The sequence below is a fragment of the Aliivibrio fischeri genome, from assembly GCF_009727955.1.
Classification (GTDB): Bacteria; Pseudomonadota; Gammaproteobacteria; order Enterobacterales; family Vibrionaceae; genus Aliivibrio; species Aliivibrio fischeri_A.
Map to the genome: position 1 here is coordinate 32,818 of NZ_WOBR01000011.1, position 26,296 is coordinate 59,113.

Genomic DNA, 26,296 nt, shown 5'->3' on the forward strand with positions numbered 1-26,296 from the left:
TAGTGATGCTATCGTTTGTTTATATGAGTGTTGGATATTTTATTTTTGAATTAAGTAATAACCTTACTGAAGAAAGAAATAAGACGAATATGCGACACTTATTAAAGAAATATGAAAGTGAAATTTTAATAAAAGTAAATGAATACTTAACTTTATCAAAGGTTTATAAGTATATGCTTTTTAAGAATGATTCTTTTATATCAAAAAACGACTTCACTTCAATATCTAAGAACTTAATCGAAAAAAATAAGGTGATTAAGAGTTTACAATTAGCTCCTAATGGCACTGTAAAATATGCATATCCTGAGAAAGGAAATGAAAATGTGTATATTGATTTGTTTTCTGATAAAAAAAGAAGGGGAGATGCTATTTATGCCAGGGATAATAGAGTAAGTATTATGTCTGAGCCACTTGAGTTATTTCAAGGTGGAATTGGGCTAATAATTAGAACACCTATTTTTGTCGGCAAAGATTTTAATACTTTTTGGGGTTTTAGTATCGTAATACTTAAGGTTAATGATTTCTTAAATACTTTATCATTACCTGAATTATGTGATGGTGGATACAACTACAAACTGAGTGTTATACAAAAAAATAGTAGTAATAAAATAGTTGTCAGTGAATCATCATCTGCTGATTTGGTAAATACGGTTGAACATCAATTTAGTGTATTAAATCAGAATTGGCTAATATCAGTTGGCTCTCCGGATGATTGGATTGATGAGCTTGAATATAAATACAAAATTTATATTTTAGTTTTCTTTGTTTTTGCTTTATCGCTCATAACCTATATGTTTAATAGTTTATTGATAAAAAAAGAAAAGATGTATGAATTGTCTTATGTTGATTCATTAACAGGCCTTTATAATCGAAGGGCTTTTGATAAAGATGCTAAAAAGAGTTTCAAAAGTTCAATCTTATTTTTCTGTGATTTGAATGGTTTTAAAAAGGTCAATGACATTTATGGCCATGAAATCGGAGACCAACTACTCATTGAAGTATCTAAAAGGATGCGCTCTTTTATAGGAAGTAAAGGAAGCGTATATAGATTGGGTGGTGATGAATTCTCAATACTCTTAAACAAAAATGATAATGTTGATATCGATTTATTTATTAATGATCTATTTGAAATAATATCTAAGTCTCTGTCACTTAGTGATTTTGTAATAAATATAGGCATTAGTACAGGTTACAGTGCTTATCCAGTTGATGGATTAATTCTAGAGGATTTAATCCGTATAGCTGATAAAAGAATGTATAAAGCAAAGTTTCATTTTAAAAATAGAAATAAAGTATAAATCTAAAATTCTGTTTCTTATTTATTTTATATAGATAGTCATTTCCTTTTTTGGGAATGACTATTTTTTATCAAACGTTAATACCAATTATTTTGGTTTGCTGCACAAATGGTTATTTTATGAAGATGGAAAGTTCAGTGTCTATTCCTGTTTATGTTATTGGTGAATCTAAATCTGTATATGGAAGTGACATTAATATAATTCATGTAAAGAGTGCTGATGCGCTTTTATTACACGAGCCAGCTATTTGTATTGTGTCATTACCACCAGAAGAACAAGATAGAACATTAGAATATCTGCATTCTAAATTACAGTTATGGAATTGGCATATATATGTATTAAAAGCGAGTAAGTTAAGCTCTCATCTTTCGGATGGAATATGGACACCGACTAATGTGGCAGAGCAGTGGATGCTACATAAAGCGAAGTTAGCTCTGATAAAAGAAGAACCCCTGGATAAACTTCTTGCTTGGCTTTGGTTAGGTACAGAAAGGTGTTTAAAACCATTGTGTGATAGCAGTAAACAAGAACTTTATCACTACCCACTGATTACTGCGTACATTGGATATAAAAATGCATCCAATAATTATCTCCAATTAGAAACTAAAAGAGGATTTCTAAAGAAAGAGTATACAGTGGATCGAGTTCGATTATGTCCATCTTGCAATAGCGGTCATCAAAACTATATTGAAACATGTCCATCATGTAAGAGTGTCGATATAGAAGAGATAGTTTCACTACATTGTTTTACTTGTGGGCATGTAGGGAAACAAGATCACTTTATGCAACGTGGGAAATTAGAGTGTCCTACTTGTTTAACCCAATTGCGTCATATTGGGGTGGATTACGACAGACCGCTTGAAAGCTATAAGTGTTTGGATTGTGATTATAGTTTTTCAGAATCGGTTGCTCGTGTTCGTTGTTTGTCTTGTACCGACAGTAATGAGATTGATGATTTAATCACCCGTCATATAAGTACGTATAAAGCAGGCGATCAGGTTAAAAATTTAATGATGTATGGACATCAATCTTTTCATCAAGAGCTAACACTAAAAGGGCTCATTGATGAGGATTCTTTTGATAATTTGCTTGTATGGATAAATAAATTGGCAATCCGTCACCAGCATTCACATATCTTATTAGGGATAAAGCTCGCGGGCATTGAAGAATATTCTGCTCAATTTGGGGAAACGAAATTGATGCAGTTGATTGATCAAATATCAAATGATCTTAACTCGATACTGCGTGATACCGATATTTGCTGTCAGTATCGATCAGATATGATCCTATTATTGATGCCAATGACACCAATTGATTCATTACCAGTTTTACAAAAGAAAATTGAACTCATTGCTGAAAAAATCGAATCAGAGTTAGTGCTTCTGAATGTTCATATATGGTCTTTGCCTAATGTATCCCTTCAGGATGATGCTGCAAAGTGGTTAGTTGATGAGCTTGGTACTATTGAGTAATGAGTGAATTTGAATACATTTTTTATTCAATAATAGGGATGATAAGTGAAGATACAGAATTAATATTTATATTATTTCCAATCATGATCTTAATCGAAATGCCTCTATTTATTTTAGTTGCGAGTGGTGTTTTGCGTTGGTCTGTTAATTTATCAGAACTAGAAGCAACATCATGTCCTTCAATTAGTTTTATTATTACTTGTTATGGAGAAGGGGAAGCCATTAGTGAAACGATCGATACACTTGTTGAGCAGGTTTATCCGAATAAGATAGAGATTTTAGTTGTAGTGGATGGCGCCAAGCAAAATGCAGAGACTTATCAAGCAGCCTTATACGGTGCTAAAAAACATCAACATAAACAAATGCGAACAGTTAAAGTCATTGCTAAATGGCAAAGAGGTGGCCGTGTATCTACATTAAATGCTGGTTTATCGGAAGCAAAAAATGATTTAGTCATTAATGTTGATGGAGATACTTCATTTGACAACAACATGGCATGGGAAATGGCTAAACAGTTTTCAGATCCAAATGTTTTAGCTTCTGGAGGGGCACTTCGAGTTCGAAATTGGGATGCTAATTTATTAACTAGAATGCAATCTCTTGAATATATGATGTCCATGCAGACGGGTAAAACTGGAATGAGCAATTGGGGAGTCTTAAATAATATTTCCGGTGCTTTTGGTGCATTTCGGATTGAAGTGATTAAACGAGTTGGTGGTTGGGATACCCATACGGCTGAAGATCTCGATTTAACCATGCGGCTAAAACAATATAAAGGACGACACCCAAATAGTCGTTTGGCATTTACTCCTCATTCGGTTGGGCATACAGATGCGCCTGATACGTTAAAAATATTGTTAATGCAGCGATTACGATGGGATGGTGATTTACTTTTTCTCTTTTTAAGAAAGCATAAGCAGGGGTTAAGTCCGAGCTTGTTAGGCTGGGGTAACTTTGTTTATACATTAGTTTACGGTGTAATTCAAAACGTGGTTCTACCATTATTAATGGCATTATTTAGTTTATACGTTTGTTTAAGTTATCCAATTACATTTGTACTATCAATGCTTTTGTTTATTTATCTAATATACATAATATTTATTGTGTTAACTTTTTCAATTTATATTGGTCTTGTTTCAGAAAGACCTAAAGAAGATATTAAATTATCAATATGGTTACCTCTATATCCTATATATGCTTTTTTTATGAGGTTAATAACTGCATTTTCAATGGTAAATGAAATAACAAGAAGAAGTCATGAGGAGTCGAGTATGGCGCCTTGGTGGGTACTTAAACGTGGAAAAAGATTTTAAATATTATGAAAGTAAAATTTCACTTAGAAAAAGATAAACAGCCAACATCTGATAATGGAATGAAAATAATATATGGGAGTGCTAAGAGAGGTGGATATCGATTTCGATGGTATTGTATTTTAGCATTAGTGTTAAGTCCTATATTAATAATGGCATACGTTTTTTTTCAACAATATATACTTACTTTAGCACCAGGTGTCATAACAACAAACCCAGTTATGATAACTGCACCTCAAGATAGCGTGGTTACTGCTATAAATGTCAAAGAAGGTGATGAAATTACACATGAACGAAATATTTTAGAGTTAAATGACACCGTGTTAGATTCAGATATTCAATTTATTAAAACTGAATTAACTAATTTAAATAAAAGAAAATCCAAAGCACTGTATGATCTAAAACCTTATTTGTCAGCTATTGTAAATGCGAAAGATAATTTAGAAAGTATAAAGAAAATAAAACTTAATTATGACAAGTTCATTAAAGAAGGGAAAGTATCACAAGTTGATTATGCCAATATCATCGGTATGTACAATAGTGCGCAAAATACGTTAACTAGTGCGGACATAGGATACCAAAAGGCACTATTAGATAGTGTGCAAGTTGAACTAGCTGGTGGTATTGCTCAAGTAGTTCGTTCATTAAATCAAGAGTTAGTTACTAAGTTAAGTCAGAAAAAACTACTAAGTATTCATTCTCCATATGACGGAAATATCATAGAAATTAATACGGTAGTAGGGCAAAGAATAAAAAAGGGTGATGTATTAGCGACGATTGCATCTAAGGCTGATCCATTTGTCATAGCGTACTTAGAACCTAAATTTATTGAAAAGGCGAAAGAAGGTAGTGTCGTTACCGTCATACTTCCAAATCGTGAAAGACTAAAGGGTAACGTATCTTTAGCTATCGAAACCACAACTAAGTTACCTGCTCAGTTGGCCAAACCGTTTGAGGGGCCAAAATCATTGTTAAAAGTTAAAGTGACATTAAGAAAAAAAATAACTAAAGAACAATGGGTTGAGGGTATGCCTGTACAAGTTTCTTTTTAAAATTATTATAATGGAGGTTGTAAATGAAAGTCGATTATATTTATTTAACAAACAAAATATTAGACTCGTGTGAAATTTTAAGGTTTGCTATTGAGAAAGATAATGAGTTATATAAAAATAACAAAGATATCATAATAAAATTAATAAGCCTTAATGACTGGCTTATTAGTGAATTATCAAACTCTAATCTTAAAAATGAACAGCGTGAGTTAATGCTGCAAAATTGTTTAACACTTAGTGAAATACTAAAAAAGTTAGATTAGTTCTATAAAATAAAAACACTTACTATTATAAATTAGGATTCTAATGTTCTATTAGGATTATGGACGCGTGTAATATGAAAAATATCTCATTAAGAAATAAAATTCTATTTCTTGTGGCATTTAATGCAACAGGTTTATTTGTGGCCCTTAATATTATTTATATGAATTATGTAGATAATGATAAGACTGAACAGTTCTTATTTAGACAGGTCATTCAGTCATCTGAAATCTTTGATAATTTTGAAAAGAAATTAATTTCACTAAGAAGAACCGATTTAGCTCTGATTTCTATCAGATTTGAAGATGAAGAAGAAGTGAAATTAAGAGATAAATTAATTTATGATATTAATTCACTTTTAAATTCTTATAGTGAGTTTGATTTAGATGTAATAAAAAAGGAAAAAACTCAACTAGCCACATTAAACAATGAGATTAATGCGTATGTTAATTACATCAATGATATTAGAGAGCGTCGTCTTTCTGAACCAAGAGCCAAGCTAGTAGCTGATAGTTTAGATGTTTATGAGGAAATTAATAATAATATTAGTTACTTATCTAATAAAATAAATATTTTCCTTGAAGAATACAGACAGACCTCTAAGCAAGAACGATTGAACACGCTGTATTTTGCAATCTTTGTTATTGTATCCATAACACTGGTATCAATTTTAAGTGGTTTGTACATCTCAAAAGATTTAAATCGACGTATCGCATTAATTAACTCATCATTAGAGCAATTTATTTCGTTGGATTTAAGAAGTGGGAAAGTGTGTGCCTTTATAGATAGTCATGATTTTATCAATGATGAAATCGGTAGCATTATGATGTCTATTCGTTCGTTCCGACTGAAAATTGTTACCGTAATTAATGCAGTTAAAGAGAGTATTGACGTTAGCAACGATGCATTTAGTTTGATGAATGAGCAGTCTAAAGAAAATGAAAAAGCGATTGTTCAGCAGCTTAATTCTGTTGATATGTTAGCGACTGCAATCAATGAAATGCAATGTGCTTCAAGTGAAATTACAAATAATATCAATAACTCTGCGAATTTTACTTCTGACGCATCTAAAGAGTGTAATCAAACTAAGCAAATGGTTTCCAATACCTCTGAAGTTATTAATCTCGCCTCAAGTGAGATTGATGAATGTAATGCCTTAATTGCGGAATTACGTAATGACAGTAACAAGATCTCAAGTGTTTTAGATATGATCAGTAACATAGCAGATCAAACAAACTTGTTAGCTCTAAACGCTGCAATTGAAGCGGCAAGGGCTGGGGAGCAAGGAAGAGGTTTTGCTGTAGTTGCTGATGAAGTTCGTGTATTAGCACAGAAAACACAACACTCTACAATTGAGATTAATAACATCATTTCAAACTTACAGGCTAAAACTCATGATGTAAGCGAAAAGATGGAATTGAGTCAGACGACAATTAAAGAGTGTGTAGAACAATCGACAATATCTCGAAATAATATTGAAATTGTAGATAACAACTTAAACTCAATTTCAGATATGAGTCATCAAATATCAACAGCAAGTGAAGAGCAGAGTTGCGTTATTGAGGAAATTAACGGTAATGCAATTAATGTCAGAGATATGTCTCAAGTGTGTATGGACGTTTCTAGTGTGATTTCTGAACAAGTTAAGAACATGAATAAGAGCATTTCTAATTTGTCGAAAAACGTAGAGCAGTTTAAATTATAGTGATGAAACTAAAGCTATAAGGCGTGGTGCCTTATAGCTTTTTTAGTTACCGATCTATTTATCCAATAAAACTAATATAAGCTTGTAAGATAATTAAGTTCGTAATATCAATGAAGAATGCACCTACAATTGGAACTACCATGAAAGCTTGAGGTGACGGTCCAAAGCGAGATACTAAAGAACCCATGTTCATTACCGCTGTTGGCGTAGCTCCAAGTCCAAATCCACAATGTCCGCCAACCATGACTGCAGCATCATAATTTGACCCCATGACTCTAAAAGTAATGAAATAAGAGAACAGGGCTAAAACAATCGTTTGAATCGTTAAGATAATTAAAAATGGAATCGCAAGATCAAAGATATTCCATAGTTTTAGACTCATTAACGCCATTGCTAAAAATAGTGATAGTGAAACGGTTCCAAGGATATCTACGGTTTCGTTATCAATCTTCTTAACTTTCGTTACTTCACAAATATTAGTAATGAAAACACCAATAAATAATGCATAAACAAAATCAGGAATTTTAAGCCAAGCAATATCGAAACTGTTTACGAAATTACTTAAATGCTTAGAGCCAGTAACACAGATAAGCAAGATGAATAAGATTTCAATGACCTTTTTGGCTGTCACTTTGTCTTCTTCACGTTCGTTATAGGTAATTAGCTCAGGAAAACGGTCATGAGTATTTGTACCTGCGCCGTATTCAGATTCTAATTTATGTTTTTGAATTAATCGTTGTGCGATAGGGCTACCAATTAAACCACCCATAATTAGACCAAACGTTGCTGACGCCATCGCAAGTTCAAGTGTGTTTAATTGATAAGCATCAGCAAAGGTTTGTGACCAAGCTGCACCCGTACCGTGCCCGCCAGATAAAGTAATAGAACCTGCGATTAAACCTAGCAGTGGATCTAAACCCATAGCAGAAGCAAGCCCAACGCCAACGGCATTTTGTATGATGATATAAAATGAAGCGACGGCTAAAAATAGGAAAACTTTAGTGCCACCCTTAAGCAATTGAGTGTAATTTGCTGCAAGCCCAACGGTACTAAAAAACATTAGCATGAAGGTGTTTTGAAGAGGCAGAGAAAACTCAAGGCTAATTCCTTGGAAGTGCAAAGCCGTAATTGCAAAAGCAACAATTAATCCACCGACAATAGGTTCAGGGATATTATATTTTTTGAATAGGTCAATTTTTGAGTTGATGAAATGACCCAGAAAAAGCACAGCGATAGCTATTAGAAATGATTCTAACGCGCCGATTGATAGTGAGTTTGTCATAATAGCTCGAAATAAATATATCAAACCAAGAGGTGTGACGGGAAAGATCGAGATTATGCCAAGTTATTGATAATGTCACTATAAATATTCACTGTCATAAAAAGTTCATAATTCAAATGGGGGAATAATGAACGATTTATGACAAGAAAAAATAGCGTTAGATTCTATCTGGACGGTTCGGTTTGTATGGTTTGTATAAACACAATGACATGACAATACCAAAGCAAATACCTTGGGTTATCATTGCTGTACCACCATAACTGAAAAATGGAAGTGGACTGCCCATTACAGGAAGTAAACCACTGACCATGCCCATATTAATGAAAGCATACAAGAAGAAGCTTAATGCAAAGGTACTACTCACCAAACGAGTAAAGGTACTTTCACTTTGATAAGCTAACCAAATTACACGTCCGGTGATGAATAAATACAGTGATAACAGTAGAGCACAGCCGAAAAATCCCCATTCTTCAGCATAGGTAGAAAAAATGAAGTCAGTGTGGCTTTCAGGAATAAAACCCAGATGTCCTTGTGTCGCATTCATCCAACCTTTACCACGTATCCCGCCAGAGCCAATAGCAATTAAAGATTGAATAATTTGGTAACCAGCTCCAAGGGGATCCGACTCAGGGTCAAGAAACTGAGTAACACGCTTTTTCTGATACGCTTCCATAACGAATATCCATAAAAGCGGGACGGCAGTCGCTACGGTTGCTAGAAAAGAGCCGATGATTTTCCAACTCATACCGGCAAAATACAGAACAAATAGGGCATAGATAACAGTAAAAATTGCCCCATCAAGGTCAGGTTGAATAAAAATTAAACCTGCAGGCACAGCAGTAACAAGCAAACAAATTCCAATTTTTTTTAAATCAGGACGTGTGGCTTCCGCTGCTAATATCCAAGCAACCATGAGAGGTATTGCAACTTTAACTAATTCTGAGGGTTGAAATCGAATTGGTCCTATTACCAACCAGCGTTGTGAGCCGTTAGTACTATCACCAGCAATAATTACCCCAATGAGAAGAACAACAGCTAGCCCATATAGAAAAGGTGCTGAGCGTTGATAATGCATAGGGGATATGCCTGACATTACGACAATACAACCAATGGCGATCATAGCTCGTACTAAGTGACGCTCTAACATAGGTTCACTAAAACCACTTGCGCTCCAAACGGTTAAAGAGCCAAGTACAATTAATACTAAAATTGCAGCAAGTAAAGCGTAGTCGATTCGTGGTTTGTAGTCATACATAATGTTAATTCATCAGACAGAGTGAAAAGGCACTGTGTTTGCGGTGTTGATAAGGAGGACTAAATTAACCTCTTTATAAATAAATGCAATATATTAATGTCGTAATGAAAGGGATAACCCAACATTTCTCTTAATGGTGGGTTATTTTATGCAGTTAGGAGACAAAAATAAGTAAAGCATTATTGGTTAGAAATCTTCAGGGCACGAGAATTCAACCGTCTCATGGGTTATCGGGTGTTTGAATTTTAAATATCCAGCATGTAAATGCAGTCTGTTTGCTTTAAAGCCATACAGATCATCACCAACAATCGGGGTATTTAATCCCGCTTGATGAGCACAATGAACACGCAACTGATGAGTTCGGCCCGTGTGTGGGTAAAGATGCACTTTGGTTCGTTTACCTACTTGATCGATGACTTGGTAGTGTGTTTCTGCTTTACGGCCACTTTTATGACAGACCATTTGGCGAGGGCGATCTTCCATATCACCGGTTAACGGTAAGTTAATTGTTCCACTTTCGGTATCAATATTACCTTCAAGTAGTGCTGTATAACGTTTTTCAACCGTACGTTCGATAAATTGTTTCTGAACCTGTTTATTCGATTCGGCAGTCAATGTAAGAACCAATAAACCTGAGGTCGACATATCTAAACGATGAACAATTAGTGGACCTGTTGCATTAGGATAACGGGCTTGAATGCGTGCATGAACAGAATCTGAAATGTATTTCCCTGATACGGATAAAAACTCGGCGGGTTTATTGACGACAACAAGCGTATCGTCTTCATATACGATTTCTAGCTCTTTACCATAAGACGGTGTTTGTTCTAATGGGCTGTCGTCGATGCTGATTCCTTCAAGCATGTGCTCTAGAATTTCAAAGCATTTACTTTGGCATACAGGATATAAGTTTTTATGCTGACGAATTTGGTCATAAGGCGATGCTCCCCACCAAAATTCCCCTAGCGCTAAAGGTGTATAACCCAATGTAAATGCAGCTTGTAGAAGCTTAGGGCAGTTTTGCTCACTTGAATTGGCAATAGGTTCTTGTTTCAGTTGGTCTGAATCACTGTGTTTAAATAATTCGAATAGGCTTTTGGTTACGCCATTAGAATTGAGAAATTGCGTTGTTTTCAATGTATCAACATGAAGTTGTTGTACTAAATTATCATACGCTAATTTCGCTTGTGAAATGCGAGACTCATTTTCGTTGTATTGAGTAGAGAGCGTCAAAAGCGTGTTTTGCCAATCTTGCTTTAATTGTTTAAATGCGCTTTTTTCTCGGCTACTTTGATTACCTAGCTCAGAAATAAGAGTGCGTAAATCATCAGGATCCAGAGGAGATAAGGAATTAGATTCTGCCTCAACGCGCTGCAGTTTACGTTGCTTTTTAGCGTCAGCCATAGCCTGTTGAAACAGGGTTATTTCGTGTTCCGCTTGCTGTTGGTTAACGGACAGTTTTTCTTTTAGCTCAATAAACTCTGGGTCATTTTCTAATTTCTGAATATGACTTTTTAGATGTTGTAACTCTGTTCTTTGCTGAGAACAAAGAGAATCGTGATTTGTTTTATCAAAAATAGCATCAACAAAAAAATCAGGACAGTGATCTAATTCAGGTTGCTTTTCTGCATCTTGAGTGGCAAAAGAAGCAAGATAACCAATTTCGTCTTGTTGGTTTTTAACGACCAATACGCCAAACATTTTCCCGTTAACGCTACAGCCGTGTTGCCACTCATTTTGAGTATATAAATAGTGTTGCAGATCATCCATTGCTAATTTTGCTAATGGATGAGGCGCATAATAATACGGGAACGTAAAGTGTTGAGGCAGAGCAATACCGTCAATATCATCGGATAAACGAATAAATTTGTGGGTTAATTTATTGTTACACATAACATTAAAATTCCGCTTCGACATTAAATTCCATCGGTTCTTTAGTGATAGGATGAGTTAATGACAAATAGCCTGCATGTAGGTGCAAGCGATTTGCTTTTTTTCCATATAAACCATCACCGGTGATTGGCATATTTAAACCAAGATAATGAGCACAATGCACTCTAAGTTGATGAGTTCGACCTGTTTTCGGGTAAAGGTAAACTTTGGTTTTATTCTCTTTGCGTTCAATAACTTGGTAGGTTGTTTCCGCAGGTTTTCCATGCTCAAAACACACCAGTTGGCGAGGGCGATCATATAAATCACCACGCATAGGTAATGTGATCAAGCCTTCATCGTTTTCTAAAATTCCATCAAGCAGAGCCGTGTAGCGCTTTTCTACCGTACGATTAATAAATTGTTGCTGTAAACGTTTATGTGCTTTTGGCGTTAGGCCTAAAACCAGTAATCCAGATGTTGCCATATCTAAGCGATGAATGATTAGCCCACCCGTTGCATTAGGGTAACGTTGTTGTATCCGTGTATAAACCGAATCTTGGATGTTTTTACCTGGCACAGATAAGAAATCAGCTGGTTTATTTACTACAACCATAAATTCATCTTCATAGACGATTTCAAGATCTTTCCCTTCTGCTGGGTTGATAAGCAGTGGGTTATCATCCATTTCTATCCCATCAAGCATATGGCCTAAAATTGGCTGGCATTTACTCTGACATGATGCATAGAATTTTTTATGTTGGCGGATTTCAGATTTTGGGGCAATGCCCCACCAAAATTCCGCCAGTGCAAGTGGCGTGAAACCATGTGCAAAGGCATATTGAAGTAATTTAGGTGCAGCGCATTCGCCAGAACCGGCTGGTGGGATCTGGTTTGGTGTGTCTTTGAAAATATCGTTTAGATCTTTCTCAGTACCATGGGTATTTAAAAACTTGTATTGCTGAAATAATTTCTTTTGTAATCTGTTAGATAGAGTTTTTCGCTTGGTTTTTAATTCATTAAGCGCGCCTTCTAACTCATTAAGTTGGCATTGAAGGGCGCTTATTTTTTCATCCCACATGAATTTAATATCACGTAAGGTATTTTTTTCTTTAACGCTTTCTTTGCCAAGTACTACTTTGAGTTGTTCTAATTCATCTGCGCTTTTTTGCGTACCATCTTGAGCTGTGATTTCAGCCGCTGCTCGTTGTGCTTTACGAGATTTTCGTCCTTCAATCATCAATTGGCGTTGCATTTCTATCTGTTGTAGTGAAGCATTAGTTTCGGATTGGATAGCGGCCGTTAAGTGAGATAATTGTGGATTAGCTTCGAGCAGCTTAATGGTTGCGTTAATCTCTGTGATTTCTGCAAGCTCTGTTTTGAAAAAACCGTCTTCTTCCAGCATATCAAATACAGGTGGTACAAAATGAGGTAGATGATTACTATCCGCAACTTTGCCAGAGAAAGCGGATAAGTAGCCAACTTCACCCGTTGGTGCTTTCACTAATAATACGCCAAACATTTTACCAATCGCATTACTTTTATCACCAGATAGGCCGAAATTATGATGCCATTCTTGTTGCGTTTCTAGGTGACGTTGTAACTCCTCTGCTGCAAGTTCACATAAAGGGTGTGGCTCATAGCAAAAAGGGAAAGTGAATTTTTCAGGAAGTGTATAACTATCGATAGATTGAGTAAATGAAGTAAAACAAGGATTGGAGATAGGCATAATAGTTTTATATTTGAAAGCAAATGAATAGGGGTAAAGAAGAGTGCGTGGTTTGATATTATATCAAACCACAGCAATACCAATGACCATTAATGGATGAATAGCGATTGATGGTCATTGATAAAAGCAAATGATTATTCAGCTGCTTTTACGCGGATTTTAAGTTTACCAAACTTTTTGCCATCTTCAGCGGCGATTGCTGCTAATGCTTCTTCTTCGTCAAGCATTTCAACAAAACCAAATCCTTTTGATTCACCTGTAATTTCGTCTAATACTATTTTGCAGTATTTGAATTCTCCGTGTTTTTTAAACATTTCACGTAGTTCAAATTCAGACATAGTACGAGGAAGATTGCGAACAAGTAATTTCATGATTAACCATATAATAGTGATTTAAGAGTACGTTATAGCAGAAATTCGGTTCTGGGTATATGCAAAATAGAAAATCCGAAACAGCGATGAAGCCATTTCGGATTTGGTTTTAGCCCTCCACCCAGAGCGCTAAAATTCATAAAACTTAGAAATCGTAGCGTAGGCCAAATTGAATTTGATCATCTAAATCATCAATTTGTTCAAATTTGTATCCTGCATATGTGCGGAAACTTTTGTTTAGTTTGTAGATAGCTTCAATAGCAACGTTGTTTTCAGTGTCTTTGCTATCAACTTCTTGGTAGTTATAAACGCCTTGGAACACCCACTTATCCATTTTATAAGCGGCGGCTAGCTCGTAACCGGTAGCATCGGTTTTGTCGATTTCACCTGTTGTGAATAAACCTGAAACCATGAATGCATCAAGTGTATAGCGAAGGGCAAGGTTAATTTGGTCGGCATCCAGCCCAGCTTGTTCACCAGAGGTATAGCCTAAACCCAAATCTAAGCCAATTGGTAGGGCATACATGCCAGATAGGCCAAAACTATCACTTTTCTTAGTATTACTTGCAATGTAGTTTGCTTGCACGGTTAGAGCATCGAATTCACCAGAGTAGACAAAGTTATTCTCACGTTTATCTTTGTTACCGTCCGTTAAATCTGCTGCATCACCACCAAATGTAGCTAAAATATCGGTGTAATCAGTAAGCATTACTTGTGCAGAATCTTGCTGTCCGTATGAGAAGTTGCCAAATGCAGTACTTAGGCCGGCAAATAGATAACGAGTATTAACTAGATTGTTTTTTCCATCAGCAATTTCGACTTCATAAGTACCAAACGCACCTAAATCTTCATTAATTTTGGTTTTGCCTTTTAGATTGATGCGTGCACGACTCTTGTCTTGAAACGAGCTATCGGTTGCTGATTCATTATTGTCAGAAATATTTGCTCGAGCTTCGGCTCTGCCACCAACTTTTAATAGAGTGTCATCCTGATCATAAACCGTTGCTGCTAAAAGAGGGGTTGATACAAAAGATGAAACGATAGCCGTTGATAGTAGTAATTTTTTCATTAGATTCCATACCTTTAAATTAACCAAAACACTCCGTTTTGGTCTCGTTATTTGCTTGGGATCTAAGATAAAAAAATCATATTAAAGATTGATGTAGGTTTTATTTAACATTTATAAAACTAATGTGTCATCTGTGTGACAGAGTTGAGATGACACATTAGTACGAGAAAGGATTATGAAGGGATACGTTTACTGTTTTTCTTGATACGTTCTTCATCAGATAGCAGGTGGCAAGTAGCACATTTCTTCTTACCGTCTATTTTGTATTTTAAACAACAGGTTTCACGCTGAACGTACAAAATGGCTCGTTCTTTTTTCTCTGCTACATGAATATGCGCAAGATCTTTCCCTATATCAGGCATGATATTAGATAACCATTGCTGTGCATTAGGGAGTATTTGTTTTGCAAGATCCGCAGAAAGTCCTTTTTCGGTTAAGCGCATAAAGAAGACACTGACAGCCAGTGAAATGCTTCCCCAAAATGGACGGTGTTTTAATCGTTCTTTTTCAAATAATACACTTAAACCACCTCCAATTTGCTGAATTAGGTGAGTAAAAGCGTCATCCAGTTGTTCGTGGCTTGCTACTACTGTTGATTGTAAACTTGATGCTAACGGATCACTCTCTAAGCAAACAAAATGACAATTATTATTGATTTGTAAGGACTTTATTTTTTCTCCGTTAGGAGTCGAAATGAAAATATCATTAAATTGAATAACAGGAACTCGGTTAAACTTTAAACGAAGCGCCACCAAACTCGTGAAGAATTGATTGTTAAACGATTTTAGCCACATAGAGGCAGCAACATTATGATTAACTTCTGTTTTCTTTGAAAATAACTCAATAGCATTAGTTAAATTAGTAGATAACCAGGTATTAAGAGGCTGGTGTTTATCATCCAGTTTGCCTTGATTTATTGCTTTAAGCTTAAAGTTATCGTCAGCATCATGCAGCCACGCCAATTGGTCTTTTAAAGAATGGCATGATTCTGATGATTTTTTGCTGCGCCAAAGTGGCTGTAGTTGAGCTGAAATATGCATAGTTGTCATTGGTTATAATACTTATTAACTTTAGTAATTCATGTTTATTTCAAGAATAAACTTAAAGGTACACTACACTCATATTTGAATTAGGTGAAGATAACTCTTCAAAAAATAGCACATTTTTTATCGTCTCTAACTAATTGTAGTTGGTGTTTATAGAAACCACCATATTCAACTTAGACTTAAAATAATGGCTTTTATGTCATCTTCAAGTTGTCGGCTTATCATTGTTTGTTCTGATGAGTTAGCGGTATATAAAGCAATTTGGTTTTTCGGGATACAAGTTTCAATTGATGGAGAGAATTCAACCAAAGTTAATGAGCTTGGTAGAGAGGGCTGAATTAAGCTGTGAATTGGCATAACGCTCTCTGTTTTTTCTAAAGTAGATAAGCAAACCGACATAATGTCACTTTTCAATGCAACCTTAGGAGTTAAGTTCGCTTCTTTGAGTAAACGTTCTACGTGATTTTGTTGTTTAACATAGTCAGGCATGAGATTCATCACTAATGGATATTTCGCAATATTTTCCATTGTTATCTCTTGCTTAAGGAGGGGGTGTGCGGTTGATAAACACAAATTGAATTTAACGTCAGTAATGGGGTGCTGGACAATATGTTTCGTTAATGTGAGCGGATAATAGTTGATCCCTAAGTGGATCATTTGTTTCTTAATATGTAATTCCGTGTTCCAACTCCAGTTAACTAATTCTAATGAGGCATTAGGAAGTTTTTCTTGAACATAATTTCTAATAAGTTCAGCGAAGGGAAAAGTTAACGATGGATTAATAGCAATAGAAACCGTACCTGAATATGAGCCATAGTTATTATTCGAGTCAGTATCATAGAGTGATGCTAATTCTTCCAGTAAACGAGGCAGTTTTAATTGGATCTCTTCGCAAAATGGCGTTGCTTCTAATCCTTTATTTGAACTAATGAATAACTCGTTATCAAATTGTTCTCTTAGTTTTTTTAAGCCTTTACTGATTGCTGATTGAGTCACAAACAGGCGCTCTGCTGCTTTTCTCGTATTTTTCTCTTTCCCTAAAACTTGTAATAGAAGTAAGAGGTTTAAATCGACATTCATTAATCGTTTGTTATCAATCATAATTCTGCATAAGTCTAAAATGGAATTGATTTGAGTCTAATAATTCCCTGTGGGAACTGCAATGTATTTTTTATAATCAATACCTGTTTAACATTAGGTAGGTAAATTATGAAAAAACTGAGTTTATTACTTCTGGCTTCCACCGTATCAAGTTCACTATTTGCATCAACCTTGCTCCCTGTTACGGAAAGTAATTATGAAAAAGCTGAGTCTGATTTATCGTTCAGTAATATCACTAAGTTAGTTGGGTCAAATGCTTGGTTTCATTTTCCGAAGCTAACGCCATTAGATAATCAAACAGTGGTACGAATGAACAGAGATACGATTTATTCAGGTTATGTTGCAGATGTTTCTAAAGGAGGAACCGTCACTATTCCAGATACTAATGGTCGTTATTTATCAGTGATGATTGTGCAAAATGATCACTATATCGATCAGGTATTTACTAATCCGGGAACTTACGAGATTAAATCGGATACCGAATTTGCGATGATAGTGGCAAGAACGCAGATAGATCCAAATGATCCGAATGATATAAATAACGTCAAACGAATTCAAAATCAGATTAAAGTAAAAACAAATTCACACAATCAACATAAATTGCCAAATTATGATTTTAAACAACTGATTTCACTACGCCACAAATTGGTTGATGAGGGTAAAACATTCGGTAGCTTGAATGGAATGCAAGGGGCAAGAGGTACTGTAGATAAGAGAATGCATTTATATGGAACAGCTCTTGGGTGGGGGCTACTTCCAGATAAAAATGCACAATATTTATCTTATTACAGTCAAGGACAAGCAGCGGATGCTACCAAGTGTATTACTGCTACTTACAAGCAACCACCAGTGACTGGAAACGGTTTTTATTCAATCACTATTTATAATAAAGAGGGTTGGATCGCCAATGAACATTCTGTTTTAAATAAAAATAATCTTAAGTTCAACCAAGATGGTTCTTTTACTGTTAATTATGGCAATTGTCCTGAAAATGCCATTAATCATGTACCAGTAACCAATGATTGGGACATGTTAATGCGTGTGTACGAGCCGGATATGAACGCATTAAAACAATATAAATTACCCAAAGTTACCATCAAATAGGTGGAAAATATGAAATATTCTTATTTAACACTGGCAATAATGATTTGTACGCCGGTATTTGCAAACACCACAGTTACGAATGATAATTTTATTGAGGCAGAAACGAATACCTATTTTTCTGAGTTAATGACTAAAGTGCCAGTCAATACTTGGCGGCATGCACGTAATATATCAAGTAAAGATTTTCAATTTGTTATTCGTGAGAACCAAGATATTTTGTATTCTCATGCTGTAGTTGACGTATCAAAGGGGGCGACGCTTTCTGTCCCTCAATCTGGTCAATATCAGATAATCCAAGTCATTGATGAAAAACATTATACGGTTGCTGTTATTTATCCCGGAGAATCATTAATTATTACTCCGAATATGTTATCTAAAGGAACTCACGTTTTTTTAAATGCTAGAACAGGGATCATGACACCAGATAGTGTTGGAGTGAAAAAAGCAAATCTTTTACAAGACCAGCTAAATATTGAAGCAAACTCTAATAATCCTTATGTAGATAAAGGCTTTGATAAAATATCTCAAGATAAATTACGTAGCCAGCTTGAAAAACACGTACCTGAAGTAAAAGCATGGCTAGGGTTTGGAAGTGTCACTAATAAGATGCTTGATCCTAAGCAACGTTTATACGTAGCAGCCGCTGGATGGGGAGGGCTACCTGCAAAAGATGCCTTTTATTTTCCAGTGAAGGGTACTGGCAATCAAGAATGTCGCTCACTTACTTTTGAGGCCCCGCCACTTAATTACGAAAAAGGCGGTTTTTGGTCGATTACCACTTATGATGATAAAGGTTGGATCGCAAAAGACAATTTTGCACTTAATAATTTTCAGGCTAAAGCTAACAACGATGGAAGTTATACATTGCATTTTAATTGTGGCTCGAAAGCTTTAAATAACATTGATACTATTGATGGTAATTGGCAACCTATGTTTAGAGCATATTTACCACGTTCATTTGATGAAATATTGAAGTATTCACAAGATTTTACGACTAATGTAACCTTCAAATAAATGAAGCAAATACAAAAAGGTCTGCGTTAAAATGCAGACCTTTTTAATAAAGATTTTAATTATTCTTTAAATTAATTAGCCGGGTAGATTACACCTAAACTCGCATAACGAGAAGCACCTGTCACATCAGGTTCATTACTTGGCAAGCCATGAATTCTTTGATGAGCAAGCCATGCAAAGGCCATTGCTTCCATATTGTCACTATCTACATTGTAGTCGTTAGTGGTGGAAACTGCCCAATTAGGTAAATGATATTGCAGCCGTTCCATTAAAAACTGGTTATGAGCTCCGCCACCACAGACTAATAGCTTAGTGTCATTGCCAACTTGGAATCGGATCACTTGATCAACAATAGTTACCACGGTGAATTCTAATAGCGTTGCTTGAACATCTTGTGGTTGATACGGTTTATTTTCGATGTATTGTGCAAACCAATCCAAATTAAACAGCTCTCGACCCGTACTTTTTGGATATGGACGTGCAAAGTAGTCATGTGTTTTTAGTTGGTTGAGCAGTTCATCTATAATTTGACCAGAACGAGCCCATGCACCACCTTTATCGTAACTTTCCCCTTTATGCTCAGTGATCCATGAGTCCATCAACATATTGCCAGGACCTGTGTCATAACCAATAACAGGAGAGTCTTTTTGTAAAATAGAGATATTAGAGATGCCGCCAATATTTAGAATTATATTGGTGCTGTCTGGCTTTCCAAATAAGGTGTGATGAAAAGCAGGAACCAATGGAGCTCCTTGGCCTCCTAATGCCATGTCTTTTCTACGAAAATCGGCAATTGTATCAATACCTGTTTTTGCTGCAATAATATTGCTATCACCAAGTTGCATCGTAAAAGGGTATTCTGCGTCAGGCGAGTGAAACACCGTTTGACCATGACTGCCAATTGCTGTGATGTCAGAGGGAGCAATATTTAAAGTATTTAGTAAATGCAGAGTGGCATCGGCAAAAAGATGACCAAGACGGTGATCTATTTCACCAATCACTTTTAAATTGGTTTGTTGCCCCGTGCATACAGCAAGTAAATCCGCTTTTAGTTGTGGATCCATTGGATAATCAGCATGACCAAGTAGATTGATTTTTGTACCGTTGGTTTCAACGATGACGGCATCCACACCATCTAAACTGGTTCCAGACATTAAGCCAATGTATTTTTCCATGCATATACTCCATAACTACGGATTTATTAACGCTTTTATTGTGCCATAAAGTCATAAGATTATATCTATATTACTCACACTATTGACATAAAATTGCCATATATGAGATTTCAAAATGATAACGAGCATGATACTTTAAGCCTATAAAAATTAAGATGATTTGGAGAATGCTATGGGCCCGTTATGGCTAGATGTTGAAGGATATGAAATTGATGCAGAAGAGCGTGAGTTGCTTCAGCACCCAACCGTTGGGGGATTGATTTTATTTGCTCGAAATTATCATGATCCAAAACAGTTAGCGGCATTGACTGCATCCATTCGTAAAGCAGCAGGTCGACCGATTCTTATCGGTGTCGATCAAGAAGGTGGGCGTGTTCAGCGCTTTAGAGATGAGTTTACTCTTATTCCACCAGCACAAGCCTATGCTGAAATGGATAACGGACTTGAACTGGCTAAAACGGCTGGTTGGTTATTATGTGCAGAGCTAGTCGCTCATGATATTGACCTTACTTTTGCGCCTGTTTTAGATAATGGGTTTGATTGTAAAGCTATTGGTAATCGTGCTTTTGGCGATGATATTAATACGATTGTTAAGTACAGCACAGCATTCATGCAAGGTATGAAATCGGCAGGAACCTCAACGACGGGTAAACATTTCCCAGGTCATGGTGGTGTTATTGCTGATTCGCATCTAGAAACACCTTACGATAATCGTAATAATATTTTTGAGCTTGATATGGCAATCTTTAAAGCTCAAATTGAAGCGGGAATTTTAGATGCAATGATGCCTGCTCATGTTATTTATCCTGAATACGATTCATCACCAGCAAGTGGATCATCATATTGGTTAAAAGACGTGCTTCGTAAGCAACTTAACTTCAATGGTTTAGTCTTTTCAGATGATCTAAGCATGGAAGGGGCAACCATCATGGGTGGGCCAGCAGAGCGTTCCCAACAAGCGTTAGATGCAGGCTGCGATATGCTATTGATGTGTAATAACCGTAAATCAGCAGTAGAAGTATTGGATAATCTTGCTATTCAGTCCGTAGCTAAAGCGAATGCATTATTAAAAACACAGCATTTTGATAGAAACACATTACTAGGCACAAGAGAATGGAAAGAAGCGAATGACCTTATCACTCGTGCTTATGATGGTTGGAAATCATAGCCAAGTATAGGGTTTGGAAAAGATAAAAAGCCCCGATGTTGATTAAACATCGGGGCTTTTATTTTATGCGGTGTTTAATTACTCAACAGTAATTATACGCATACAGTTTGTTGAACCAACGATATCCATAACGTCACCTTGAGTGATGATTACTTGGTCGCCAGTTGATAGTAAGCCTTTTGATTTTAGCGTGTTGATCGCTGCATAAGTTGATGGAAGACCAGAATCTGCTTTCTCATCAAAGAATACTGGAGTCACACCACGGTAAAGCGCTGCACGGTTTAGTGTACCTTCGTTGCGTGATAGAGCAAAGATAGGTAGACCAGAGCTTAGACGAGACATCATAAGTGGAGTACGACCAGACTCAGTAAGTGTGATCATCGCAGTGATGCCTTCCATGTGGTTTGCTGCATACATAGTAGACATTGCGATCGTTTCTTCTGGTGTAGTGAAGCGACGGTCTAAACGGTGGTTAGATACGTTAACTGTAGGTACTTTTTCAGCACCCATACAAACGCCAGCCATTGATGTTACTGTTTCAACAGGGAAGTCACCAGCTGCTGTTTCAGCAGAAAGCATTACCGCATCTGTACCATCAAGAACGGCGTTAGCAACGTCCATTACTTCAGCACGAGTAGGCATTGGGCTAGAAATCATTGATTCCATCATTTGTGTTGCAGTAATAACGGTACGGTTAAGACTACGAGCACGGCGGATTAGTTGTTTTTGAACACCAACTAACTCTGGGTCGCCAATTTCAACACCTAGGTCACCACGTGCAACCATAACAACATCAGATGCAAGGATAATGTCATCCAGTGCTTCTTCAGACGCTACTGTTTCAGCGCGTTCAACTTTAGCAACTAATTGCGCTTCAAGACCAGCATCACGAGCTAGACGACGAGCGTAGTTCATGTCTTCGCCGTTACGTGGGAAAGAAACCGCTAGGTAATCAACCTTCATTGCAGCAGCTGTAATGATGTCAGCTTTGTCTTTGTCTGTTAGAGCGTCAGCAGAAAGACCACCACCTTGCTTATTGATGCCTTTGTTGTTTGATAGAGGGCCAGCAACTGTTACTTCAGTGTGAACTTTGTTGCCTTCAACAGCAGTTACACGTAGTTGTACACGACCGTCATCAAGAAGAAGAACGTCACCAGTAGTTACATCTTGAGGCAGTTCTTTGTAATCAAGACCAACGGAGTCTTGGTTACCTTCACCTTTAGGTAAATCGCTATCTAGTGTGAATTTATCACCAATAGCTAATTGGATTTTACCTTCTTTAAACGTAGAAACACGGATCTTAGGGCCTTGTAAGTCACCTAGAATAGCAACGTGAGTACCAAGTTTTGCAGCGATTTCACGAACTTTTCTTGTACGTTCGATATGATCTTCTGGGCTACCGTGAGAGAAGTTCATACGAACAACGTTTGCGCCAGCGGCAATGATTTTTTCTAGGTTATTATCACGATCTGTTGCAGGGCCAAGAGTGGTAACGATTTTTGTTCTACGTAGTCTGTTAGACATATAATCTCCAAAGTGGATGTTGTTTTATTTTTACTTATGCTTAAACATATATCGGCAATAGTGACAATTCCATGACTCAAACAGGGTAAATGTAAAAAATTCTCACGCAATCGCTAAATATTTGTGCGTTTGGATAGAAAGTCGCCAATTTCTTTTGATACAGGTTTCAATACAAAGTTCGGTAGCTCTTGGTTTTTGGCTAATTGGTTGAAGAGCGATAGTGACATCTTTGAGTAACTCAACACCTTCTAATAATGCATCAAGTTGTTCAATATCTTTTGTTGTACCAACTGGGTGTTTAATCTCATTTGCACGAGATAGGGCGACTGGCAGAACAGGTAATTTACCTTTCATGTTGATTTTTGGTGACACTGTCACCCAAGTGTTCTCTGAAGCAATAATAGGGTAAGTACCACTGGTTTCTATTTGGCAGCGATAACCGTGCTGCTCTAGTTCTTGAGTCAATGAAGTTAAATCATACATACATGGTTCACCACCAGTAATCACCATGTGCTTTGCGGTATAACCTTGATTTTCCAACATTTCAATTATTTGAGTGCTCGACAGTTCTGTCCAACTAGGGGTATCTTCCGTTTTTGCTAAAATGGTTTGTAAATCCGTTTTATCACTTAATTCGACATCCCAAGTTTGCTTTGTATCACACCAAGAACAACCAACAGGGCAACCTTGTAAGCGTAAAAATATAGATGGAACACCGGTAAATGTTCCTTCACCTTGAATGGTCTCGAATAACTCGTTAATTTTAAATAATGGTGCTGACATAATTATTTTACTCAAATAAAAAACTATAAAATTTGGCGTTAAAATTCGTTGTGAAGTCGCATTTTTCGTAAATATTTCATAATCTTCGTGATGGATATCACGTAGGCAAATACTTAAGCTTCACAATTTGTTCGCAAAGTAAAAAAATTCAATTAATTGATATATTTTTTACTGGAGATACGTATGTACGTGGCCCAACCCGGACACATTGATCATTTAAAACAAGTAAATGCGGGCCGGGTGTATAAGTTAATTGACCAACTTGGCCCTATCTCGCGAATCGATCTTTCTAAAGAGAGTAATCTAGCGCCGGCTAGTATTACCAAAATCACACGCGAACTTCTTGACGCACACCTTATCAAAGAAACTCAAGTACAAGAAGCAAATAGTCGTGGTAGACCTGCAATTGGGCTTGAAGTCGATAATGAAGGTTGGCAATTTTTATCTCTACGACTAGGACGAGGTTATTTAACCATCGCTTTGCACAGTCTTGGTGGTGAGCAGATCATTGAAGAAAGACAGTTAATCAAAGAGATTGAGCAAGATGAGCTACTTGCCAAGTTATTAAATGAAATTAACGTGTTCTTTCAAAAACACTCTAAGATTTTAGGACGAATTACCAGCATTGCGGTGTCATTACCGGGATTAGTGATTTCTTCACAAGGTTTGATCATTCAAATGCCTCATTACAATGTGAAAAATTTACCATTGGGCCCTAAGATCTATGAATCTACAGGCTTACCAGTATTCATTGGGAACGATACAAGAAGTTGGGCGTTAGCTGAAAAGTTGTTTGGTAATTCAAAAAACATCGACAACTCTATCTTAGTCTCTATTCACCATGGTGTAGGTGCCGGCATTATTATGAATGGGGAAGTGCTGCAAGGTAGAACAGGCAATATTGGTGAAATGGGACACATCAAGATCAACAAACTTGGTGCTCGTTGTCATTGTGGTAATACAGGTTGCTTAGAAACCGTAGCAAGTGCAAAGGCGATTCGTGATCAAGTAAAAAACTTGATTAATAATGGTCATCAAACCGTCTTAAAAGATCAGACGATTACGATTGAAAACATTTGTCTTGCCGCAAACCAAGGCGACGTATTAGCAAAACAAGTCATTACTGAGCTTGGACATAATTTGGGTGAAGCCATAGCTATTATGGTAAATCTATTTAACCCAGAAATGATATTGATAGGTGGGGAAATTAACCTTTCGAAAGACATTTTGTACCCAATCATCATGGATTCTATTCAAAACCAAGTATTGCCACTATATGCAAAAGACACGCAATTGGTTGAGAGTCGCTTTTATACTCAAGCAACCATGCCTGGAGCCGCACTGGTTAAGCAAGCAATGTGTGATGGTTCATTGCTAATGAAGGTGATAGAAGGTTAATACTTCACCGTAAAGTAATAAAAAAGAGCAGCGAATTTGGCTGCTCTTTTCTTTTTATATTGATGGAATGGATAAGATTAGTTCTGTTTTAAGAACTCAATTAAGGTATCAATATTTTGTTTTGTGATGTCTTTATGAGTCACAAAGCGAATAGGGTTGCCAGCAGAAAGTAAAATATCCTGTTCAAGTGCTTTATCACAAATGGTTTTGATATCTACTTTGTTGTCTAATTTAGCAAAAACAATATTAGTTTGAATATGCTCAACATTTACTGAAAATCCATTTACCGTATTTAACTGTTCAGCTAAATATTTAGCATTGGCATGGTCCACGGCCAGTTGTGGCACTTGCTCGGTTAATGCGAGTTTTCCAGCAGCAGCAAGAATGCCCGTTTGACGCATACCGCCCCCCAGCATCTTTCTAATACGGCGAGCTTTTTTGATGTATTCTTTTGTCCCAAGTAGCAAAGAGCCAATTGGTGCTGATAGGCCTTTTGATAAACAAATCGTCATACTATCAAAATGTTGAGCAATCTCTTTTATATCAACATCTAACGCAACTGCGGCATTATAGACGCGAGCCCCATCTAAATGCAGAGCAAGTTGATGTTTGTTCACAAATTCTCGAGCTTGAGCTAGGTAGCTTAACGGAAGAACCTTGCCATTAATGGTGTTTTCTAAGCTCAATAGTTTGGTTCTGGCAAAATGGAAGTCATCCGCTTTTATTGCAGCAGCCAGTTTTTCAAAGCATAAAGTACCATCGGGATTATTTTCAATTGGCTGTGGTTGGATTGACCCTAATACCGCTGCGCCACCAGCTTCATATTTATAGTTATGGGCTTGTTGGCCACATAAATACTCATCGCCACGTTCACAGTGAGACATAAGCCCTAATAGGTTTGCTTGTGTTCCTGATGAAGTGAACATTGCCGCTTCAAAACCATGGCGCTCAGCAGCCCATTGTTCTAATTCGTTTGTGGTTGGATCATCTCCATAAACATCATCACCAACCAGAGCATTAGCGATAGCTTCACGCATATTTGGTGTTGGGCGAGTAACCGTATCAGAGCGAAAATCAATCATGGTATATCCTTTACTGCACTTATTTTTATATAGATAGATAACCTAGCACACAGCTTGTATCCATGAAAACAATGTTATTTGGGTTTTACAAAAAAATAACGAGTATGGTGATTTATATATTAAGAAGAGTGCAATTTATTACCTCTAAAGTAGAGGGATTCGACTAATTGATGAGTGTATATGGTTATTAATCAAACAATTGAGGCAATATGTAACTATAACGACTCT

At 36.5% G+C, this 26,296-nt stretch carries 22 protein-coding genes; 10 read left to right on the forward strand and 12 right to left on the reverse strand.

What is annotated here, in order from left to right; all coding sequences use genetic code 11:
• The first annotated feature begins 23 nt into the window (after positions 1-23).
• The 6 genes from GNP81_RS15770 (at position 24) to GNP81_RS15795 (ending at position 7,098) form a co-directional block, all read left to right on the forward strand.
• Positions 24-1,298: a sensor domain-containing diguanylate cyclase gene (locus GNP81_RS15770; RefSeq protein WP_236781359.1), complete on the forward strand. Its 1,275-nt coding sequence runs from the start codon at positions 24-26 to the stop codon at positions 1,296-1,298.
• 119 nt (positions 1,299-1,417) lie between these two features.
• On the forward strand, positions 1,418-2,770 hold the full coding sequence (locus GNP81_RS15775) for a TackOD1 domain-containing metal-binding protein (RefSeq protein ID WP_155674377.1): 1,353 nt from the start codon (positions 1,418-1,420) through the stop codon (positions 2,768-2,770).
• Positions 2,770-4,083, forward strand: a complete 1,314-nt coding sequence (locus GNP81_RS15780) for a glycosyltransferase family 2 protein (protein ID WP_155674376.1) — start codon at positions 2,770-2,772, stop codon at positions 4,081-4,083. The genes GNP81_RS15775 and GNP81_RS15780 overlap by 1 nt, the downstream gene beginning before the upstream one ends.
• A 5-nt stretch (positions 4,084-4,088) precedes the next feature.
• Complete coding sequence (locus tag GNP81_RS15785) at positions 4,089-5,132, forward strand: HlyD family secretion protein (protein WP_155674375.1); 1,044 nt, start codon at positions 4,089-4,091, stop codon at positions 5,130-5,132.
• A 23-nt stretch (positions 5,133-5,155) separates the two neighbouring features.
• Positions 5,156-5,395 carry a hypothetical protein gene (locus GNP81_RS15790; protein ID WP_155674374.1) on the forward strand — a complete coding sequence of 80 codons (240 nt, stop codon included), beginning with the start codon at positions 5,156-5,158 and terminating at the stop codon, positions 5,393-5,395.
• Positions 5,396-5,469: 74 nt separating this feature from the next.
• Positions 5,470-7,098, forward strand: a complete 1,629-nt coding sequence (locus GNP81_RS15795; protein ID WP_196587411.1) for a methyl-accepting chemotaxis protein — start codon at positions 5,470-5,472, stop codon at positions 7,096-7,098.
• Between the two features lie 58 nt (positions 7,099-7,156).
• Here GNP81_RS15795 and gltS read toward each other — a convergent pair whose 3' ends face one another.
• The 8 genes from gltS to GNP81_RS15835 all read right to left on the reverse strand — a co-directional run bounded on the left by gltS (position 7,157) and on the right by GNP81_RS15835 (position 16,820).
• Positions 7,157-8,380: a sodium/glutamate symporter gene (gene gltS, locus GNP81_RS15800; RefSeq protein ID WP_005422625.1), complete on the reverse strand. Its 1,224-nt coding sequence runs from the start codon at positions 8,378-8,380 to the stop codon at positions 7,157-7,159.
• 157 nt (positions 8,381-8,537) lie between these two features.
• Complete coding sequence (gene rodA, locus GNP81_RS15805; protein ID WP_005422639.1) at positions 8,538-9,635, reverse strand: rod shape-determining protein RodA; 1,098 nt, start codon at positions 9,633-9,635, stop codon at positions 8,538-8,540.
• A 186-nt stretch (positions 9,636-9,821) separates the two neighbouring features.
• On the reverse strand, positions 9,822-11,528 hold the full coding sequence (locus GNP81_RS15810) for an RluA family pseudouridine synthase (RefSeq protein ID WP_196587416.1): 1,707 nt from the start codon (positions 11,526-11,528) through the stop codon (positions 9,822-9,824).
• A gap of 4 nt (positions 11,529-11,532) precedes the next feature.
• A complete protein-coding gene (locus tag GNP81_RS15815; RefSeq protein ID WP_155674371.1) occupies positions 11,533-13,233 on the reverse strand; it encodes an RluA family pseudouridine synthase in 1,701 nt (566 codons plus the stop codon).
• A gap of 134 nt (positions 13,234-13,367) precedes the next feature.
• Positions 13,368-13,604: an RNA recognition motif domain-containing protein gene (locus GNP81_RS15820; protein ID WP_005422642.1), complete on the reverse strand. Its 237-nt coding sequence runs from the start codon at positions 13,602-13,604 to the stop codon at positions 13,368-13,370.
• A gap of 145 nt (positions 13,605-13,749) precedes the next feature.
• A complete protein-coding gene (locus GNP81_RS15825; RefSeq protein WP_155674370.1) occupies positions 13,750-14,673 on the reverse strand; it encodes a porin in 924 nt (307 codons plus the stop codon).
• A 173-nt stretch (positions 14,674-14,846) separates the two neighbouring features.
• Positions 14,847-15,722, reverse strand: coding sequence for a (2Fe-2S)-binding protein (locus GNP81_RS15830; RefSeq protein WP_155674369.1), 876 nt, complete (start codon positions 15,720-15,722; stop codon positions 14,847-14,849).
• A gap of 165 nt (positions 15,723-15,887) precedes the next feature.
• The gene (locus GNP81_RS15835; protein WP_155674368.1) at positions 15,888-16,820 is read right to left on the reverse strand and encodes a LysR family transcriptional regulator; all 933 of its coding nucleotides are present in this window, start codon (positions 16,818-16,820) and stop codon (positions 15,888-15,890) included.
• A 108-nt stretch (positions 16,821-16,928) separates the two neighbouring features.
• On the opposite strand from GNP81_RS15835, the gene GNP81_RS15840 reads away from it, so the two are divergent.
• Both GNP81_RS15840 and GNP81_RS15845 read left to right on the forward strand, forming a co-directional pair.
• The gene (locus GNP81_RS15840) at positions 16,929-17,924 is read left to right on the forward strand and encodes a DUF1254 domain-containing protein (protein ID WP_155674367.1); all 996 of its coding nucleotides are present in this window, start codon (positions 16,929-16,931) and stop codon (positions 17,922-17,924) included.
• Between the two features lie 9 nt (positions 17,925-17,933).
• Entirely contained in the window at positions 17,934-18,938 is a 1,005-nt protein-coding gene (locus GNP81_RS15845; protein WP_155674366.1) for a DUF1214 domain-containing protein, read from the forward strand.
• A gap of 71 nt (positions 18,939-19,009) precedes the next feature.
• Here the strand turns inward: GNP81_RS15845 and GNP81_RS15850 are convergent, their stop codons facing one another.
• Positions 19,010-20,113, reverse strand: coding sequence for an anhydro-N-acetylmuramic acid kinase (locus tag GNP81_RS15850; RefSeq protein WP_155674365.1), 1,104 nt, complete (start codon positions 20,111-20,113; stop codon positions 19,010-19,012).
• A gap of 172 nt (positions 20,114-20,285) precedes the next feature.
• Here GNP81_RS15850 and nagZ point away from each other — a divergent pair, with 172 nt between their 5' ends.
• Entirely contained in the window at positions 20,286-21,281 is a 996-nt protein-coding gene (gene nagZ / locus GNP81_RS15855; RefSeq protein ID WP_155674364.1) for a beta-N-acetylhexosaminidase, read from the forward strand.
• A 78-nt stretch (positions 21,282-21,359) separates the two neighbouring features.
• Here the strand turns inward: nagZ and pyk are convergent, their stop codons facing one another.
• Together pyk and queE are read right to left on the reverse strand one after the other, a co-directional pair.
• Complete coding sequence (pyk, locus tag GNP81_RS15860; protein ID WP_155672755.1) at positions 21,360-22,805, reverse strand: pyruvate kinase; 1,446 nt, start codon at positions 22,803-22,805, stop codon at positions 21,360-21,362.
• Positions 22,806-22,907: 102 nt separating this feature from the next.
• Complete coding sequence (gene queE, locus GNP81_RS15865; RefSeq protein ID WP_155674363.1) at positions 22,908-23,588, reverse strand: 7-carboxy-7-deazaguanine synthase QueE; 681 nt, start codon at positions 23,586-23,588, stop codon at positions 22,908-22,910.
• A gap of 183 nt (positions 23,589-23,771) precedes the next feature.
• Between queE and mlc the strand changes: the two genes are divergently transcribed.
• Positions 23,772-24,986 (forward strand): sugar metabolism global transcriptional regulator Mlc, encoded by a 1,215-nt coding sequence (gene mlc, locus GNP81_RS15870; protein WP_005422660.1) that lies wholly within the window; start codon positions 23,772-23,774, stop codon positions 24,984-24,986.
• A 77-nt stretch (positions 24,987-25,063) separates the two neighbouring features.
• On the opposite strand, the gene ltaE is transcribed toward mlc, so the two are convergent.
• Positions 25,064-26,068: a low-specificity L-threonine aldolase gene (ltaE, locus tag GNP81_RS15875; RefSeq protein WP_063646392.1), complete on the reverse strand. Its 1,005-nt coding sequence runs from the start codon at positions 26,066-26,068 to the stop codon at positions 25,064-25,066.
• Between the last annotated feature and the right edge of the window lie 228 nt (positions 26,069-26,296).

Coding starts and splice junctions, on each gene's coding strand:
- GNP81_RS15770 (WP_236781359.1), top strand. CDS start 24: ATGAGTGTTGGATATTTTATTTTTGAATTAAGTAATAACCTTACTGAA.
- GNP81_RS15775 (WP_155674377.1), top strand. CDS start 1,418: ATGAAGATGGAAAGTTCAGTGTCTATTCCTGTTTATGTTATTGGTGAA.
- GNP81_RS15780 (WP_155674376.1), top strand. CDS start 2,770: ATGAGTGAATTTGAATACATTTTTTATTCAATAATAGGGATGATAAGT.
- GNP81_RS15785 (WP_155674375.1), top strand. CDS start 4,089: ATGAAAGTAAAATTTCACTTAGAAAAAGATAAACAGCCAACATCTGAT.
- GNP81_RS15790 (WP_155674374.1), top strand. CDS start 5,156: ATGAAAGTCGATTATATTTATTTAACAAACAAAATATTAGACTCGTGT.
- GNP81_RS15795 (WP_196587411.1), top strand. CDS start 5,470: ATGAAAAATATCTCATTAAGAAATAAAATTCTATTTCTTGTGGCATTT.
- gltS (WP_005422625.1), bottom strand. CDS start 8,380: ATGACAAACTCACTATCAATCGGCGCGTTAGAATCATTTCTAATAGCT.
- rodA (WP_005422639.1), bottom strand. CDS start 9,635: ATGTATGACTACAAACCACGAATCGACTACGCTTTACTTGCTGCAATT.
- GNP81_RS15810 (WP_196587416.1), bottom strand. CDS start 11,528: ATGTGTAACAATAAATTAACCCACAAATTTATTCGTTTATCCGATGAT.
- GNP81_RS15815 (WP_155674371.1), bottom strand. CDS start 13,233: ATGCCTATCTCCAATCCTTGTTTTACTTCATTTACTCAATCTATCGAT.
- GNP81_RS15820 (WP_005422642.1), bottom strand. CDS start 13,604: ATGAAATTACTTGTTCGCAATCTTCCTCGTACTATGTCTGAATTTGAA.
- GNP81_RS15825 (WP_155674370.1), bottom strand. CDS start 14,673: ATGAAAAAATTACTACTATCAACGGCTATCGTTTCATCTTTTGTATCA.
- GNP81_RS15830 (WP_155674369.1), bottom strand. CDS start 15,722: ATGACAACTATGCATATTTCAGCTCAACTACAGCCACTTTGGCGCAGC.
- GNP81_RS15835 (WP_155674368.1), bottom strand. CDS start 16,820: ATGATTGATAACAAACGATTAATGAATGTCGATTTAAACCTCTTACTT.
- GNP81_RS15840 (WP_155674367.1), top strand. CDS start 16,929: ATGAAAAAACTGAGTTTATTACTTCTGGCTTCCACCGTATCAAGTTCA.
- GNP81_RS15845 (WP_155674366.1), top strand. CDS start 17,934: ATGAAATATTCTTATTTAACACTGGCAATAATGATTTGTACGCCGGTA.
- GNP81_RS15850 (WP_155674365.1), bottom strand. CDS start 20,113: ATGGAAAAATACATTGGCTTAATGTCTGGAACCAGTTTAGATGGTGTG.
- nagZ (WP_155674364.1), top strand. CDS start 20,286: ATGGGCCCGTTATGGCTAGATGTTGAAGGATATGAAATTGATGCAGAA.
- pyk (WP_155672755.1), bottom strand. CDS start 22,805: ATGTCTAACAGACTACGTAGAACAAAAATCGTTACCACTCTTGGCCCT.
- queE (WP_155674363.1), bottom strand. CDS start 23,588: ATGTCAGCACCATTATTTAAAATTAACGAGTTATTCGAGACCATTCAA.
- mlc (WP_005422660.1), top strand. CDS start 23,772: ATGTACGTGGCCCAACCCGGACACATTGATCATTTAAAACAAGTAAAT.
- ltaE (WP_063646392.1), bottom strand. CDS start 26,068: ATGATTGATTTTCGCTCTGATACGGTTACTCGCCCAACACCAAATATG.